The following is a 15394-nucleotide window of genomic DNA, read 5'->3' as shown; positions in this document are numbered from 1 at the left end:
CCCGGTGGGCCTGGTGCTGCGCCTATGTGGCGCGGCGCAACCACAAGGGCAGCGCAAGGCCGCCTGAAACACCGCGTTCTATCTGCCGCAACCCTCGACAACAACCCGAAAAGGTACGCGAAGATGTACGAGTCCCCGTTCACCCGTCGTTTGCTTCAGTGCGCTTGTGCCATGGCGCTTTCCGTGACGTGCCTGGGCGCCAGCGCCTCCACCGACAAGCCAGGGGAGGGGGTGAAGATAACCCCGTCGTTCCCTTCGGTGGATGAAGAACGCTTCCGCGGCGAAATCGCCATGCAGGGCCTGCGCGAATTGGGCTACAACGTGCAGAAACCCAAGGAAACCGAATACGCCACGATGATTCTGGCAGTCGGTTACGGCGACGCCGACTTCAGCGTCAACCTGTGGGACAAGCTGCACGCCAGCTTCTACGAGAAGGCCGGCGGCGACCAGAACATGGTCAAGGCCGGCGATATCATGCCTGGCGTGTTGCAGGGCTACCTGATCGACAAGAAAACCGCCGATCAATACAACATCAAGTACATCACCGACCTGAAAAAGCCCGAGCTGGCCAAGCTGTTCGACACCGACGGCGATGGCAAGGCCGACCTGACCGGTTGCAACCCCGGCTGGGGCTGCGAACTGGTCATCGCCCACCACATGAAGGCCTATGACCTGGACAAGACCGTGCACGTCAACCAAGGGTCGTATTTCGCCTTGATGGCCGACACCATCACCCGCTTCAAGGAAGGCAAACCGGTGCTCTATTACACCTGGGTACCCCAGTGGGTGGCCGGGGTGATGGTGGAGGGGCGCGACGTGGTGTGGCTGCAAGTGCCCAACACCGATTTGCCGGGCGGCGGCAACAGCGTCGATACCACGTTCGAGGGCAAGAACCTGGGCTTTGCGGTGGACAAGGTCGAAGCGGTACTCAACCGAGCGTTCGCCGACAAGAACCCGGCGGCACTGAAGTTTCTGTCGCTGGTGCAGATCAGCGCGGCGGACGAGAGCGCGCAGAACCTCAAGATGCAGAACGGCGAGAAGAACCTGAGCGACATTCAGCGCCACGCCCAGGCGTGGATTGCAGCGCATCGTCAGCAGTTTGATCAATGGCTGCAGGCCGCGCGAGCGACAGCGGTGCAAGCCAGCAACTAGCGGCGCCACCTTGCAGGTGGGTGATTCTTCCAACACTACGATCAAGGAAGCCCTCGCACCATGATGACTTCGCCGTTCTCGATCCCCGCCCAGTCACGCCGTATCGACCCGTCGCGCCAGCGTGCTGCCGCGCTCAGGGCCGACGGCTCGGTCGATGACAACGACCGCAGCGAAATCGGCCCGACCCCTCTGGCGTTCGCCGAGTGGGCCGCGCTCGGCCTGCAGGTGCCGCAGTTGGCGACGATGCGTGAGTACCGCCTGCAACGCATCTGCGAGCAGCTCGTGGCCCGTGACCTCGGCGGCATTCTGCTATTCGACCCGTTGAACATCCGCTACGCCACCGACAGCACCAACATGCAGCTGTGGACCACCCACAACCCCGCCCGTGCCTGTTTCGTCGCTGCCAGCGGGCATGTGGTGCTGTGGGATTTTCATGGCTGTGACCACCTCTCGGCACACCTGCCGTTGGTGCGTGAGCTGCGCAGTGGCGCGTCGTTCTTCTACTTCGAAACGGGCGAGCGTACCGACGAACATGCCCGGCGTTTTTGTGCCCAGGTCGACGAACTGCTGCGAACCCATGCCGGCGACAACCGCCGCTTGGCCGTGGACCGCATCGAGGTTGCCGGCCTGCGAGCCCTGGACGCCTTGGGCGTGCAGGTGCACAACGGCCAGGCGGTGACCGAGTTCGCGCGTTTGATCAAGGGCCCCGATGAAATCCTCGCCATGCGCTGCGCGGTGGCTTCCTGTGAAGCTGCCATCGCCGAAATGCGCCAGGCCATGCGCGCCGGGGTAACCGAGAACGACGTCTGGGCGGCGTTGCACAGCGGTAATATCCGCCGTGGCGGCGAGTGGATCGAAACCCGCATCCTCAGCTCCGGCCCGCGTACCAACCCGTGGTATCAGGAGTCCGGCCCACGGGTGCTGAACGACGGCGACCTGCTGTCGTTCGACACCGACCTGATCGGCGTGTACGGCTTTTGCGTCGACATGTCGCGCAGCTGGATGTGTGGCGGGCTTGAGCCGACGGCCGAGCAAAAACGCCTGTATCGAATCGCCCATGAGCACATCCATGTCAACGCCGACATGGTCAAGCCTGGCGTGCGTTTCTCCGAGCTCACCGCTAACGGGCATCGTCTGCCGGAAAGCTGCCGTGCCCAGCGTTATGGGGTGATGTTCCATGGCGTGGGGCTGTGCGACGAGTACCCCTGTATTCGTTACCCGGAAGACTTCGACGCCTACGGTTACGAAGGGGAACTGCAGCCTGGCATGGCGCTGTGCGTAGAGGCCTATGTGGGGGAGGTAGGAGGGCGTGACGGGATAAAACTGGAGAACCAGCTGCTGGTGACGGAGACGGGGTATGAAGTGCTGACCCATTACGCGTTCGAAGACAGCTTTCTCGTCGAGTGACTGAAGCGGCCCGGGCCCGCTTGGCGGCCCCGGGTTGTTGCAGCGTAGGGGTTATCCGTTCAGCTCGGCGTCGGCCAGGGGTTGCGCCTGCTTGCTCGCGGACTTCTTCTCCTGCACCACGATGTAGAACTCCTCGCCGTGTTTCACCGCGCCATACAGCACGGCCTTTTCGATCAGCTCAGTGCCACGCAGGTGGCGCAGCATCATCGGGTCCTTGCGCAGGTCGCGGTACAGCGCCAGGCACAGCAGCACCATCACCACGACAAAGGGCAGCGCCACCACGATGGTCAGGTTCTGCAGCCCGGTGAGCGCTTCGCCGGGGTCGCGTGGGTCGCCGATCGCCAGCATGATCGCCGCCACCGTGCCGGTCAGCGCCCCCCAGAAGATCACGGTGCGCCGTGATGGCGTGGTGGTGCCGTGCTCCGACAGGGTACCCATGACCAGCGACGCGGCATCGGCACCGGAGACGAAGAAGATACCCACCAGGATCATCACCAGTACCGAGGTCACCGAGGCCAGCGGGTAGCTGTCCAGCAACTGATAAAGGGCATGGTTGCTGTTCACGGCGCCATTGACCAGTGCGAAGCTGCCTTCGCGCAGGGCGTCGATGGCGGCACCGCCGAAGATGGTGAACCACACCAGGCTGACCAGGCTCGGTACCAGCAGCACGCCGGTGACGAATTGGCGGATGGTGCGGCCGCGGCTGATGCGGGCAATGAACATGCCGACGAAAGGCGTCCAGGAGATCCACCAAGCCCAGTAGAACACTGTCCAGCCGGCCAGCCAGCTGTCCATCTGCTCACCGCCGCTGGCGTTGGTGCGAGCCATCATCTCTGGCAGCATCTTGATGTAGATGCCGATGGAGGTGGGCAGCAGGTTGAGCATCAACAGTGTCGGGCCAACCAGGAACACAAACACTGCCAGCACCAGCGCCAGCACCATGTTGGTGTTGGACAGCCACTGGATGCCTTTGCCGATGCCAGAGACCGCAGAGGTGACGAAGGCGATGGTCAGCAGGGTGATGATCGAGATGTAGAACAGCTTGCCGGGGCTCTCGATCCAGCCGTTGTATTCCAGGCCACCGGCGATCTGCAGGGCGCCAAGGCCGAGCGAGGCGGCAGAGCCGAACAAGGTGGCGAAAATCGCCATCATGTCGATCACACGGCCAATTGGGCCGTTGGCGTGTTTACCGATCAGGGGCCGGAAGGCGGTGGAAATCAGCTGCGAGCGGCCGCGTCGGAAGGTGCCGTAAGCGATCACCAGGCCAACGATGGCATACATGGCCCAGGGGTGCAGGGTCCAGTGGAACAGGGTGGTGGCCATGGCCACCTGCATGGCTTCGCTCGATTGCCCGGTGGCCGAGCCGGGAGGCGGCGACACGTAATGTGACAAGGGTTCGGCAACGCCGAAGAACATCAGGCCGATGCCCATACCGGCGCTGAACATCATGGCCACCCAGGAAACCGTACGGAACTCTGGCGCTTCGCCATCACGCCCTAGCGGAATTCTGCCGTAGCGGCTGGCTGCCAGCCACAGCACGAAGATGACGAGCACGGTCGAGGTAAGTACGAAAAACCAGCCAAAGTTGAGAATGACCCAGGATTGCGCTGAGGACGCGCTGGCGGCCAGGCTGGCCTGGCTGATGAAGCCCCAGATGACGAAGCCGATGGCCAGGATGCTGGTGATGCCAAAGACGATCCAGTCGATCTTGCCCTCGAGGTGCCGGTCCTGGCGCGCTTCTGCAGTCTTCGAGGGGTCCGTCACGCCAAGGTCGAGCGTTTCGGTGATGTGTTCCTTTGCCATGAATGGTGTTGCCCCTTTGTGGCTTACCTGCGCGTGCAGGCTTGTTGTTGTGGGCTGCCGGGGTCGATAACGGTCTCGGCGGGGGAGTCTTGCCGGGCCGATTATCCTGTGCGAGTCACAGCGCTTCCTGTCCCGAATGCGCCGTGGGGCATCCATTGAACGACCTGTTTAATACTTTTAGTTCCGGGGGCGATGGCCCTATTTGTCCCGCGTTCTGGTACCCTGATGGGCATTACCCTGGCCCGCACTCCCGAGCACCGTAGAAGCGGCGCTGCCTGCGAGCCTGGCCTTATCAGGAAACGGAGATTCGTCAATGGCCACTGACCGTGTGAGCCTGATTCATTTCGATAAATTGAGCATGAGCCCTGCCGCTGCCCAACGGTTCCAGACTGCCCTCGATGCCCTGGAAACACTCAAGCTGCAGGACCGGTACGTGTACCTCGTTGCTCCTTATCTGGGTGATATCGCCGACGCCTCTGACCGTGAGCAACTGAAAACTGCCGAGGCACAGTGCGTTCGTGTGGTGGAGGAACTGTTGGCCGCCAAGTCGATTACCAAGGCCAAGTCCGAAGAGCTTCGCAAAGTCTTTGAAGAAGCCGCCGAACGTGTGCGCGCTGAAATGCCGGCCTGAATGTTGGTCTTGAGCGTGTAATGGCCAAAGACATCGACAACCCCTGCGTCTCGCTTTGCCAGCTCAACAGCGAGCTGTGCGTAAGCTGTGGCCGCACCCGTGAAGAAATCCGCAAGTGGCGCGGCATGAAGCGCCCTGAGAAAATGGCCACCGTGCAGCGCGCGGCCACGCGGATGAAGGCCATCGTCAAGAAGAACGCGAAGCGGCAGAATACCGACTGACCGTTGTCTACTGCGTCAACACTCAACTCTCTGAACGTTAAATCGAGCCTGGAAAATGGATTCTCACTCGCTTCTTGCCTTTACCTTGGTCGCTGCGATCGCCATCGCCAGCCCTGGCCCTGCAACGCTGATGGCGATCAACAACAGCCTGGCCCACGGGCAGCGCAGCGCTGTCTGGTCCTCGCTGGGCAATGGTTCGGGGCTGTTCTGCCTGTCGGCAGCGGCCATGCTCGGGCTGGGCGCCTTGTTGGCCAGCTCTGAAGTCCTTTTCAATGCGGTCAAGATCATCGGTGCCGCGTACCTGTTCTACCTCGGCGCACGGCAGTTGTTGAAGAAAGGCCCGATGCTCGAGGCGGGGGCTGACGCCGGGGTGGCCAAGCAACGCCCGACGCCGATGAAACTGTACAAATCGGCGTTCCTGACGGCGGTGACCAACCCCAAGGCGACCATGTTCTTCACGGCGCTGTTCCCGCAGTTCATCGATCAGGGTGCAGCGTTGCTGCCGCAGTTCCTGATCCTGACCGGGATCTTTGTCGCCTTGTCGCTCGTTTCGCTGACCCTGTACGCCGCGCTGGCCTCGCGTGCCAAGGGCGTGTTGACCCGGCCCAGCCTTTCGCGCTGGGTGAGCCGGGTGGTGGGGACGACCTTCATTGGCTTCGGTGCGGCCATTTTGACGATGCGTCGTCAGTCGGCTTAAGCCATTCGGGGCTTACTGGCGACGCGCAGTGGCCCCGTCAACCTGCCTGCGCAACAAAACCCTGCCGCCTAGCCATTGTTGAGCCAGACTGTCTACACCACGCGAAGCCAGATGCTGCAGTCTTCCACGGGATGTGGCAGCCTTTGGCGACCACGCCGGGTCGCCGGGTGCCACTTGTGCCGAGGGTTGTAGATGATCGAGCGTTGCGTTCGCCACGCCTTGCTGTTGTTGTGCGGGTCCCTGCTACCGATGGGCGCGGGTGCGCAGGCGGCATGCCAGCACCTGACGGCCACTGGCAACCCTGAATACCCCCCGTACCTGTGGCGTGACCCACACAACCCTCAGCAGTTGATCGGTGCCAATGCCGACTTGCTCAAGCACTTGGGCAAGCAACTCGGGCTGGAGGTGGAGGTGGTCTATGGCGGGCCTTGGTCGCGTGCCCAGGAGGAAGTGCGCACGGGCCGTATCGACCTGCTGGCCGGGTATTTTCTGACCCAGGCGCGCACCCACCTGATGGACTTTATAAGCCCCGCGTTCCTGCACACGCCCAGCGTGGTCTGGGTGCGCCAGCAAGGGGCCTTTGCCTATCAGCAATGGGCGGACCTGCAAGGCCGTAAAGGCGGGACACTGGTCAATAACAGCCATGGCCAGCAGTTCGATGACTATGCCAGGGCCAACCTCACGCTCGAAGCGGTGCCCAGTGCCAAGCAGGCCTTCGAGAAACTGTTGCTCAAACGCAGCGACTACGTGGTCTTCGAGCAGTACCCCGGCATGGCATTGGCGCAGACGCTGGGCATGCAGGACAAGCTGCAGGTGCTGGACCCGCCCGTGTCCAGCGAAGGCTTGTACCTGGCGGTATCACATCAGTCGCCCTGCAATCAGCCGCAGTTGCGCGAAGCGCTGACGCGGGAGATGACCCAGGTCGTGTCCAGCACGTTGCCGGAGCAATTACTGCGGCAGAACCTGGCACGTTGGCAGCAACAGCAGTCGCAAGGGCTCGCTCACTGACCCTCACATCGACGTCAGGGCTTGAGGCACGTCAACGTCCAGCACTACCCCAGCATCGTCGACGGCTACGCTGGCACACGCCTGCGGATTGTCCAGGATGAGCTGCCTGCCGCCTTGATCGCCGTGCAACTGCGCCAGTGCCGGCCAGAAGGCACGGCCGAAGACCACCGGGTGCCCGCGCTGGCCCTGGTACAGCGGCAGCACGATACGTGTAGCGCTGGCCTGCTCGCACAACGTGTGCAAGGTACGCGGTGCGATCCACGGCATATCCGCCAACAGCACCGCCACCGCCTGGGCGGGGGTCTGCAACAGGGCGGTTACCCCCGCTGCCAGGCTGGCGCCCATGCCATGCTCGGCCTGGTCGGCCCATACGATCCGGGCACGCGGGTCGATGCCCAGTTGTTGCGCGTTGTCGCCCGGGCGCAGCACGATGTGCACCACGGCGAACTGCTCGAATGCACGCGCCAGCGTCGCTGCCAGCAGCGTCTGCCCCGAAGGCAGCCGTGCCAGGCGTTTGTCGCTGCCAAAACGCTGCGCTCGCCCGGCCGCCAGTACCAGCGCGGCGCAGGTCATGGGGTGTGCAGGCACGCCTCGGCCTCCCGCGCAAGCTTGGCCTTGGTCACGTTGACCGCGCCAGGCAGGCTCACGTCGTTCTTGGCGGCAAGGATCTCGGCCATGACGCTGACGGCGATTTCGGCCGGGGTCTTGCTGCCGATGTAGATGCCGATAGGGCCGTGCAGGCGCTGGAGGCTGGCTTCGGTCTCGCCGAAGTGTTCGATCAGGCGCTCGCGGCGCAGTTGGCTGTTGCGCCGCGAGCCGATGGCGCCGATGTAGAACGCCGGGCTGTGCAGGGCTTCGAGCAATGCCAGGTCGTCGAGCTTGGGGTCGTGGCTGAGGGCGACGACGGCGCTGCGCAGGTCGGGGGCGAAGGCGCGAACCACGTCGTCCGGCATCCCGGCCAGCTTCACCACGCCTTCGACGCTCCAGCCGCCCATGTACTCGGGCCGAGGGTCGCACACCGACACCGTGAAGCCGTTGAACAGGGCCATGGTCGCCAGGTATTCGGCCAGCGCGCCGGCGCCGATCAGCAGCACGCGGTAGCCAGGGCCGAGGGTGCTGAGCATGCGCTGGCCGTCGAAGCTGAACTGATCCGGTGTGGCGCTGGCCGTAAGCGTGGCTGCGCCGCTGCGCACATCCAGCTCGCGGCGTATCAGGCTACCGCTGTCCAGGCCGGCCAGCAGTTGCGCCAGGTGTGCTGCCGATGGCTCGAACTCGAGGATCAGTTGCAGGGTGCCGCCGCAGGGCAAGCCGAAACGGTGGGCGTCCTCGGCGCTGACGCCGTAGCGAACCACCTCCGGCAGCCCGGTCTGCATGCCGGGGCCGCCATAGGCGGTGGTGTAGCGGTGGATGAGATCGTCCTCGATGCAGCCACCGGACACGCTGCCGACCACGCGACCGTCGCTGCGCAGGGCCATCATCGAACCGACCGGGCGAGGGGAGGAGCCCCAGGTGCGGGCCACGGTGGCCAGCAGGACGCGTTCACCGCTGGCAAGCCAGTCACGGGCGGTGCGCAATACCAGCAGGTCGATGCTTTCCATTCTCATTCTCCAAAGCGTAATACCTGTGCCGGCTTCATCGCATATGCAAGATGATGGGGCTGCTGCTGGCCGGGTCGGTGTGCCCGCGCAACGTGCTCACTGCCTGTACATCCACCGCGCTGCCGTGGTTGCCCCAACTGCTGCGCACAAAGCTCAGTACTTCGGCAACCTCCTGGTCCGACAATTGCTCGCGGAAGGCCGGCATGCGGTAGGCATCGGGCAGGCCAGCGGCAACGATGCGTTGCGAGCCATTGAGGGTTATGTTGATCGCCGAGGCGTTCTCGCCGGCCAAGGCCGAGGTTGCGCCCGCTAACGGCGGCATCCATTCGGCCTGGCCCTTGCCGTCCAGCCCATGGCAAGAGGCGCAGCGCGTGACGTAGGTGTGGGCGCCCGGGCGCTCAAGCGTCGTCGCCGCCGATGCCGCTTGGTACTGCCAGGGCGTGCCGTCACGTTGCGGATCGCCGGGCAGCGATTTCAGGTAGTGGGCGATTGCCGCCAGGTCCTCGTCGGCCATGAACTGCGTGGAGTTGTTGAACGCCTCGGTCATCGAGCCATAGACCACGGCATGCCGGTTACGCCCAGTCTTGAGAAACTGGACGATCTCGGCTTCGCTCCAGCGCCCAAGGCCGGTGTTGTGATCGGCGCGCAGGCTCGGCGCGTACCAGCCATCGAGCAGCGCGCCGGCCAGAAACGGCTTGCCGTCTTCATCCAGAGCCTTTTCGTTGAAGGCCAGGCCGCGCGGGGTATGGCAACTGCCGCAGTGCCCGGGGCCCTGGACAATATAAGCGCCGCGGTTCCACAGAGGGTCCTGGCCAGCCTTGGTCACGTAGGGCGTAGTGGGCGCAAACAGCCCATTCCACAGCGCGATGGGCCAGCGCAGGTTCAGCGGCCAGGGGATATCGCTGGGGATGTTCGGCTGGCTGGCAGGTTGCACGCCCTGCATGAAAAACGCGTACAACGCACGCACATCGTCATCGCTGAGCTTGGCGTAGGAGGGGTAGGGCATGGCCGGGTACAGCCGCCGGCCACCGGGGGCGACGCCATGGCGCACGGCGCGGTCGAAGTCGGCGAGGCTGTAGCCGCCGATGCCGGTGTCCCGGTCTGGGGTGATGTTGGTGGCATGTATCGCGCCTAACGGCGTGGCCATCTCCAGGCCCCCGGCGAACGGCTTGTTGTCGGGCAGGCTGTGGCAGGCCACGCAGTCGCTGAGCCGGGCCACGTACTCGCCGCGGCTGACCAGCGCCGGGTCGACGTTGGCATTGTGTTCGGCCACGAAAGGCGACGCGGGCTCCCGGGTGACATACCAGGCCAGCAGGCCTGCCGCGACCAGGCACGGCAGCGCCAGCCAGCCGGCGGTTCTTGCGAATCGGCTGTGGGTCATGGGCGTTCCTTGTCCTGTCAGGTGAAGGTGTAGCGGCTCAATGGGATGCTGCGGATGCGCTGGCCGGTCAGCCGCGCTACCGCGTTGGCCACCGCCGGTGCAACCGCGGGCAGCGGCGGTTCGCCGATGCCGCCCATCTTCGCGCCGCTTTCGACGATGCGCACATGCACCCGGGCCATGCGCGAAGGCGGCAGGATCGGGTACAGGTCGTAGTTGCGCGCCCGGGGTTTGCCGTCGATGTACACCGCTTCTTCCAACAGGGTCTGCGACAGGCCCAGGGCCACGGCGCCGTTGACCTGGGCTTCGATGATCGCCGGGTTGACGATGCTGCCTGGGTCGATGGCCTGCCAGATGTCGTGCACTTTGACCTGACCGTTTTCGATCGACACTTCGGCGATGACCGCCGCCTCCGAGCCAAACGGCGAGGCCATGGCCACACCGCGTGCCCGTTTGCTGCCGTCCTCGGCCGTGAATGGCCCACGCTTCCAGCCACCGGACAACTCGCCGACCGCCTGTAGCAGGGTGGTCAGGCGCGGGTTGTCGCGCAACAGATGCAGGCGCAATTCATAAGGGTCCTTGCCGCCTTTGTCGGCCAGCTCGTCGAGGAAGGCTTCGTAGAAGAAGTCGTTCAGCGAGTTGCCCACCGAGCGCCAGTAGCCGAGCATGACCGGGCCTTTGACGTAGATCTGGGCAATGCGTTTGTTGGCGATGGCGTACGACTTGCCCGACAGCCCTTCAAGGGCGGTGGGGTCGATCTTGTCACCTTGTTTGCCGGCCAGTGCCTCGGTTGGGCCTTCGGTGGCACTCACGGCTTCTATCGCGACGGGCAGGCCATCGTCATCCAGTGCCCCACGGAACTTGACCACCGCCAGCGGGCGCAACACATCCCGCAGAAACTCCTCTTCGCGGCTCCAGATCAGCTTGACCGGGCGGCCCACCGCTTTGGCCAGGGCGATGGCCTGTGGGTAGGGGTTGGCCGAGTCGTACAGAAAATGCCGGCCAAAAAAGCCGCCCAGCAGGGGTGAGTGCAGGGTGATGCGCGCAGGGTCGAGGCCGGTGCGTTTGGCGATATCGTCGCGGAACATGTCCGGCGCCTGGTTAGGCAACCACACCTCCAGCGAACCGTCGGGGTTGAAGCGGGCGAGCGCCGAGGGCGGCTCGAGCTGGGCGTGGTTGAGGTACTGGTTGTGGTAGGTCGCCTCGACCTTGGTCTTGGCCTTGGCCAGCACCCCGGCCACATCGCCTTGGTTTTCCTCGTCACGGGCGGGGCCTTGCTCGGTGGCCAGGCGGTCACGATAGGCGTCGCTGGAGAAGTCGGCCGGCATCGGCCTTACCGGCGAATCGCTACCGGGCTCCTGCCAGTCCACCTGGAGGGCCTCGACCGCGCGCTTGGCATGCCACCAGCGTTCGGCGACCACCGCCACCGCGCCGGGTAGTTGATGCACCGAATGCACGCCTTTCATGGCCTTGACCTGTGCTTCGTTGCGCAGGCTGCCCACTGTCATGCCCAGGCGCGGTGCGTGCTGGACGGCGGCGTGGAGCATGCCGTCGAGCTTGATGTCGATGGTGTACACGGCTTTGCCGGTGGATTTGTCATAGGCATCGACCCGGCGCACCGGTTTGCCGATCCAGCGGAACTGGCTGGGGTCGCGCAGCTTCACGCTGGCCGGGTCTGGCACCGGCAGGTCGAGGGCGCGCTCGGCCAGTTCGCCGTAGGGCACCGAGCGACCTGAGGCTGCATGGATGACCTTGCCGGGTTCGGTGGAGAGTTCGTCGACCGGCACCCCCAACTGCTCGGCACCTGCCTGCAGCAACATGGCCCGGGCCAGGGCGCCGAGGCGGCGCATGGTCGGGTAGCTCATGCGTACCGACATGCTGCCGCCGGTGATGCGCATACCGTTTTCCATCACCACGTAAGCCTCGCCAGGCGGTGCGCTGTCGACCAGGAACGTGGCCGGGTCGGCGTCCAGTTCTTCGCCGACGATCTGTGCCATGGCGGTGTAGGTGCCTTGGCCACCCTCCATGAACGGGCAGAGCAGGCGCACAGTGCTGTCCGGGCGAATTTCAAGGAAGGCCGGCACTTGTGTGCCGCGCTCCTGGGCCGCGGCGGTAGCGGCCTGGACCCGTGCCGAGCCCAGCGGCAACCCAAACCCGAGTACCAGCGCGCCCGCGGCGGCGCCCGCCGAGGCTAGCAGGAAGCGGCGGCGTGACAGGTTAACCGGCTCACCCAGCGGCAGCGCCGACAGCTCGGCAGGGGTATCGATACGCGTGTTCATCACGCCTCCTCCCGCTGGGCCGCAAGGTCGTGGACGGCGGCATGGATGGCGTTGTAGGTGCCGCAGCGGCACAGGTTGACCATCGCGGCATCGATCTGCGCGTCACTGGGCTGGGGCGTGTGCTTGAGCAGCGCCGTGGCGGCCATCACCTGGCCTGACTGGCAGTAGCCGCACTGGGCCACCTGGTGCTCGACCCAGGCCGCGACCACGCGCTTGCCAACGGCGTCGTCCTCGATCGCCTCGATGGTGGTCACTTCGCGCCCGACCACGCCTGCCACCGGGGTCACGCAGGCGCGCACCACGCTGCCGTCCACCAGCACCGAACAGGCGCCGCATTGCGCCAGGCCGCAGCCATATTTGGTGCCGGTCAGCCCCAGGTCGTCACGGATCACCCACAACAGGGGCGTGTCAGCGTCGGCCTCGACCTGATAGGTCTTCTGGTTGATGCGTAGTTCCATGGTTCACCTGCTCATCATCGGTTTGCTGTCGCGTTGTCGTCTTGAGTGGGGATACGCTGCCCCCAATCCAGAAACGCTAGCACAGCGCTACGACCGGCGAGCGGGCGCTGCCGACAGGTCAGGAGGATCAGGCAAGGAATCCGGCGGAATGCGCAAGGCAGGCGTTGGCGGCAGGCAAACAGGACTTCCAGGCGAAAAACCCGGATAATGCCGGCCAATTTCGTTTTGCACGCTTAACTCACGGTAATCCCGCATGGAAATCAAGGTCAATTTTCTCGACAATCTCCGTCTCGAAGCCAAGTTCGACGACTTCACGGTGATCGCCGACCAACCGATCCGTTACAAAGGCGACGGTTCGGCCCCGGGGCCGTTCGACTATTTCCTGGCGTCTTCGGCCCTGTGCGCGGCTTACTTCGTGAAGCTGTACTGCCAGACCCGCGACATCCCCACCGAAAACATTCGGCTGTCGCAGAACAACATCGTCGATCCGGAAAACCGCTACAACCAGATCTTCAAGATCCAGGTCGAGCTGCCCGAAGACATCTCCGAGAAGGACCGCCAGGGCATCCTGCGCTCCATCGACCGTTGCACGGTAAAGAAGGTCGTGCAGACCGGGCCGGAGTTCGTCATCGAGGTGGTGGACAACCTCGACGCCGATGCCCAGGGGCTGCTGATGCCGGTGTCGGACACCAGCACCTACATCCCGGGCAAGGACCTGCCGCTGGAGCAGACCATCGCCAACATGTCGGCGATTCTCGCGGGCCTTGGGATGAAGATCGAGATCGCCTCGTGGCGCAATATCGTGCCCAACGTGTGGTCGCTGCATGTGCGCGATGCACAGTCGCCGATGTGCTTCACCAATGGCAAGGGTTCGACCAAGGAGGCCGCGCTGGCCTCGGCGCTGGGTGAGTTCATCGAGCGCCTTAACTGCAACTTCTTCTACAACGACCAGTTCTGGGGCGAGGACATCGCTAACGCGCCGTTCGTGCATTACCCGAACGAGCAGTGGTTCAAGCCGGGCCCCAAGGACGCGCTGCCCAGCGAGATCCTCGACGCGAACTGCCTGGAAATCTACAACCCCGACGGTGAGCTGCGCGGCTCGCACCTGTACGACACCAACTCGGGCAACACTGCGCGGGGCATCTGCTCGCTGCCATTCGTGCGCCAGTCGGACCAGGAGGTGGTGTACTTCCCGTCCAACCTGATCGAGAACCTGTTCCTCAGCAACGGCATGAGCGCTGGCAACACCCTCGCTGAGGCGCAAGTGCAGTGCCTGTCGGAAATCTTCGAGCGTGCGGTGAAGCGCGAGATCCTCGAAGGCGAACTGTGCCTGCCGGATGTACCGCAGGAAGTGCTGGCCAAGTACCCGGGCATCGTTGCCGGTATTCAGGGGCTGGAAGAGCAGGGCTTCCCGGTGCTGGTCAAGGACGCATCGCTGGGCGGTGAGTTCCCGGTCATGTGCGTGACCTTGATGAACCCGCGCACCGGTGGCGTGTTCGCCTCGTTCGGCGCGCACCCGAGCCTGGAAGTGGCGTTGGAGCGCAGCCTCACCGAGTTGTTGCAGGGCCGCAGCTTTGAAGGCCTGAACGACCTGCCGCAGCCCACCTTCGAAAGCCACGCGCTGACCGAGCCGAACAACTTCGTCGAGCACTTCATCGACTCCAGCGGCGTGGTGTCGTGGCGCTTCTTCAGCGCCAAGGCCGATTTCGAGTTCGTCGAGTGGGACTTCTCTGGCCATGGCGAAGATTCCAACGTGCAGGAAGCTGCGACCCTGTTCGGCATCCTCGAAGACCTGGGCAAAGAAGTGTACATGGCGGTGTACGACAACCTCGGTGCCACCGCGTGCCGCATCCTGGTACCGGGTTACTCGGAGATCTACCCGGTCGAGGACCTGATCTGGGACAACACCAACCGGGCCTTGTCGTTCCGCGCTGACATCCTCAACCTGCACAGCCTGGACAACCGTTCGCTGAAGTTGCTGCTCAAGCGCCTGGACAACTGCGATGTGGACGATTACACCACCATCACCACGTTGATCGGCGTCGAGTTCGACGACAACACGGTGTGGGGCCAGTTGACCATTCTGGAGTTGAAGCTACTGATCTGCCTGGCCGTGCAGCGCTTCGAAGATGTCAAGGAGCTGGTCGAGGCGTTCCTTCAGTTCAACGACAACACCGTCGAGCGTGGCCTGTTCTACCAGGCGTTGAACGTGGTGCTGGAAGTGGTGCTGGATGATGAACTTGAGATGGAAGACTACGAAACCAACTTCCGCCGCATGTTCGGCAACCCGCGGATGGACGCGGTGCTGGGCTCGGTGGACGGCAGCGTGCGCTTCCATGGCCTGACGCCGACCAGCATGAAGCTGGAAGGGCTGGATCGTCATTTGCGTTTGATCGAGAGCTACAAGAAGCTGCATGCAGCTCGGGCCAAGTTTGCCTGATAGACCGAGCGCCGCTTGTGCGGCGCTTCGCAGCACAAGGCTGCTCCTACACAGGCCCGATTCGCCGCCAGGAAGGTCGCGCCCCTGCCACAGGAATAATTGGCCCGAAACAATTGTAGGAGCAGCCTTGTGCTGCGAAGCGTCGCGCAAGCGGCGCTCGATCACACAAGCGCCAAAACCCCCAAACCGTACACCTCGCAACCATCCCCATATAGCGGTTAATGCTTTCCGCTATCTCAAATCCGTCTTGCCTCTCACCCCTCACCGCTTGCCGCTTCCTCCATCAGGCGCATAATTTTTTGCTGCCCCCACGGGCTCGACC

The 15394-nt window shown here is 63.9% G+C and carries 13 protein-coding genes; 7 read left to right on the top strand and 6 right to left on the bottom strand.

All coding sequences use genetic code 11. The annotated features are described in order from the left end of the window. Nucleotides 1-123: 123 nt before the first annotated feature. Both proX and dddP read left to right on the top strand, forming a co-directional pair. Complete coding sequence (gene proX, locus AC5PZ0_RS13905; RefSeq protein WP_085274354.1) at nucleotides 124-1152, top strand: glycine betaine/L-proline ABC transporter substrate-binding protein ProX; 1029 nt, start codon at nucleotides 124-126, stop codon at nucleotides 1150-1152. A gap of 60 nt (nucleotides 1153-1212) precedes the next feature. Next, on the top strand, nucleotides 1213-2559 hold the full coding sequence (gene dddP, locus AC5PZ0_RS13900) for a dimethylsulfonioproprionate lyase DddP (RefSeq protein ID WP_493855202.1): 1347 nt from the start codon (nucleotides 1213-1215) through the stop codon (nucleotides 2557-2559). 51 nt (nucleotides 2560-2610) lie between these two features. On the opposite strand, the gene AC5PZ0_RS13895 is transcribed toward dddP, so the two are convergent. Then, complete coding sequence (locus AC5PZ0_RS13895) at nucleotides 2611-4362, bottom strand: BCCT family transporter (protein ID WP_493855201.1); 1752 nt, start codon at nucleotides 4360-4362, stop codon at nucleotides 2611-2613. Between the two features lie 313 nt (nucleotides 4363-4675). Here AC5PZ0_RS13895 and AC5PZ0_RS13890 point away from each other — a divergent pair, with 313 nt between their 5' ends. The 4 genes from AC5PZ0_RS13890 to AC5PZ0_RS13875 all read left to right on the top strand — a co-directional run bounded on the left by AC5PZ0_RS13890 (nucleotide 4676) and on the right by AC5PZ0_RS13875 (nucleotide 6919). Next, on the top strand, nucleotides 4676-4993 hold the full coding sequence (locus AC5PZ0_RS13890; RefSeq protein WP_027593642.1) for a hypothetical protein: 318 nt from the start codon (nucleotides 4676-4678) through the stop codon (nucleotides 4991-4993). A 20-nt stretch (nucleotides 4994-5013) separates the two neighbouring features. Next, entirely contained in the window at nucleotides 5014-5214 is a 201-nt protein-coding gene (locus tag AC5PZ0_RS13885; protein ID WP_027593641.1) for a DUF1289 domain-containing protein, read from the top strand. Between the two features lie 55 nt (nucleotides 5215-5269). Then, nucleotides 5270-5911, top strand: coding sequence for a LysE family translocator (locus tag AC5PZ0_RS13880; protein WP_099429076.1), 642 nt, complete (start codon nucleotides 5270-5272; stop codon nucleotides 5909-5911). 192 nt (nucleotides 5912-6103) lie between these two features. After that, the gene (locus tag AC5PZ0_RS13875; protein WP_099429077.1) at nucleotides 6104-6919 is read left to right on the top strand and encodes a substrate-binding periplasmic protein; all 816 of its coding nucleotides are present in this window, start codon (nucleotides 6104-6106) and stop codon (nucleotides 6917-6919) included. A gap of 3 nt (nucleotides 6920-6922) precedes the next feature. Here the strand turns inward: AC5PZ0_RS13875 and AC5PZ0_RS13870 are convergent, their stop codons facing one another. From AC5PZ0_RS13870 to AC5PZ0_RS13850, 5 genes are read right to left on the bottom strand one after another with little or no spacing between them, the layout of a single operon-like run. Further along, a complete protein-coding gene (locus tag AC5PZ0_RS13870) occupies nucleotides 6923-7492 on the bottom strand; it encodes a nucleotidyltransferase family protein (RefSeq protein WP_493855207.1) in 570 nt (189 codons plus the stop codon). Continuing rightward, nucleotides 7489-8517: an XdhC family protein gene (locus AC5PZ0_RS13865; RefSeq protein ID WP_027593626.1), complete on the bottom strand. Its 1029-nt coding sequence runs from the start codon at nucleotides 8515-8517 to the stop codon at nucleotides 7489-7491. Before AC5PZ0_RS13865 ends, AC5PZ0_RS13870 begins: the two co-directional genes overlap by 4 nt. Before the next feature lie 34 nt (nucleotides 8518-8551). Continuing rightward, nucleotides 8552-9898 carry a c-type cytochrome gene (locus AC5PZ0_RS13860; RefSeq protein ID WP_493855200.1) on the bottom strand — a complete coding sequence of 449 codons (1347 nt, stop codon included), beginning with the start codon at nucleotides 9896-9898 and terminating at the stop codon, nucleotides 8552-8554. Nucleotides 9899-9915: 17 nt separating this feature from the next. Next, nucleotides 9916-12174, bottom strand: a complete 2259-nt coding sequence (locus AC5PZ0_RS13855; protein ID WP_493855199.1) for a xanthine dehydrogenase family protein molybdopterin-binding subunit — start codon at nucleotides 12172-12174, stop codon at nucleotides 9916-9918. Then, nucleotides 12174-12632 (bottom strand): (2Fe-2S)-binding protein, encoded by a 459-nt coding sequence (locus AC5PZ0_RS13850; RefSeq protein ID WP_027593623.1) that lies wholly within the window; start codon nucleotides 12630-12632, stop codon nucleotides 12174-12176. The genes AC5PZ0_RS13855 and AC5PZ0_RS13850 overlap by 1 nt, the downstream gene beginning before the upstream one ends. Before the next feature lie 253 nt (nucleotides 12633-12885). Between AC5PZ0_RS13850 and AC5PZ0_RS13845 the strand changes: the two genes are divergently transcribed. Beyond that, the gene (locus AC5PZ0_RS13845; RefSeq protein ID WP_493855198.1) at nucleotides 12886-15072 is read left to right on the top strand and encodes an OsmC domain/YcaO domain-containing protein; all 2187 of its coding nucleotides are present in this window, start codon (nucleotides 12886-12888) and stop codon (nucleotides 15070-15072) included. Nucleotides 15073-15394 lie beyond the last annotated feature (322 nt).

The sequence above is a fragment of the Pseudomonas sp. 5.2 genome (genome assembly GCF_059025405.1).
Note: the sequence above shows the minus strand (reverse complement) of the source record. Positions and strands in the feature narration are given on the sequence as shown.

Coding starts and splice junctions, on each gene's coding strand:
- AC5PZ0_RS13865 (WP_027593626.1), bottom strand. CDS start 8,517: ATGGAAAGCATCGACCTGCTGGTATTGCGCACCGCCCGTGACTGGCTT.
- dddP (WP_493855202.1), top strand. CDS start 1,213: ATGATGACTTCGCCGTTCTCGATCCCCGCCCAGTCACGCCGTATCGAC.
- AC5PZ0_RS13890 (WP_027593642.1), top strand. CDS start 4,676: ATGGCCACTGACCGTGTGAGCCTGATTCATTTCGATAAATTGAGCATG.
- AC5PZ0_RS13850 (WP_027593623.1), bottom strand. CDS start 12,632: ATGGAACTACGCATCAACCAGAAGACCTATCAGGTCGAGGCCGACGCT.
- AC5PZ0_RS13875 (WP_099429077.1), top strand. CDS start 6,104: ATGATCGAGCGTTGCGTTCGCCACGCCTTGCTGTTGTTGTGCGGGTCC.
- AC5PZ0_RS13870 (WP_493855207.1), bottom strand. CDS start 7,492: ATGACCTGCGCCGCGCTGGTACTGGCGGCCGGGCGAGCGCAGCGTTTT.
- AC5PZ0_RS13880 (WP_099429076.1), top strand. CDS start 5,270: ATGGATTCTCACTCGCTTCTTGCCTTTACCTTGGTCGCTGCGATCGCC.
- AC5PZ0_RS13860 (WP_493855200.1), bottom strand. CDS start 9,898: ATGACCCACAGCCGATTCGCAAGAACCGCCGGCTGGCTGGCGCTGCCG.
- AC5PZ0_RS13895 (WP_493855201.1), bottom strand. CDS start 4,362: ATGGCAAAGGAACACATCACCGAAACGCTCGACCTTGGCGTGACGGAC.
- AC5PZ0_RS13885 (WP_027593641.1), top strand. CDS start 5,014: ATGGCCAAAGACATCGACAACCCCTGCGTCTCGCTTTGCCAGCTCAAC.
- proX (WP_085274354.1), top strand. CDS start 124: ATGTACGAGTCCCCGTTCACCCGTCGTTTGCTTCAGTGCGCTTGTGCC.
- AC5PZ0_RS13855 (WP_493855199.1), bottom strand. CDS start 12,174: ATGAACACGCGTATCGATACCCCTGCCGAGCTGTCGGCGCTGCCGCTG.
- AC5PZ0_RS13845 (WP_493855198.1), top strand. CDS start 12,886: ATGGAAATCAAGGTCAATTTTCTCGACAATCTCCGTCTCGAAGCCAAG.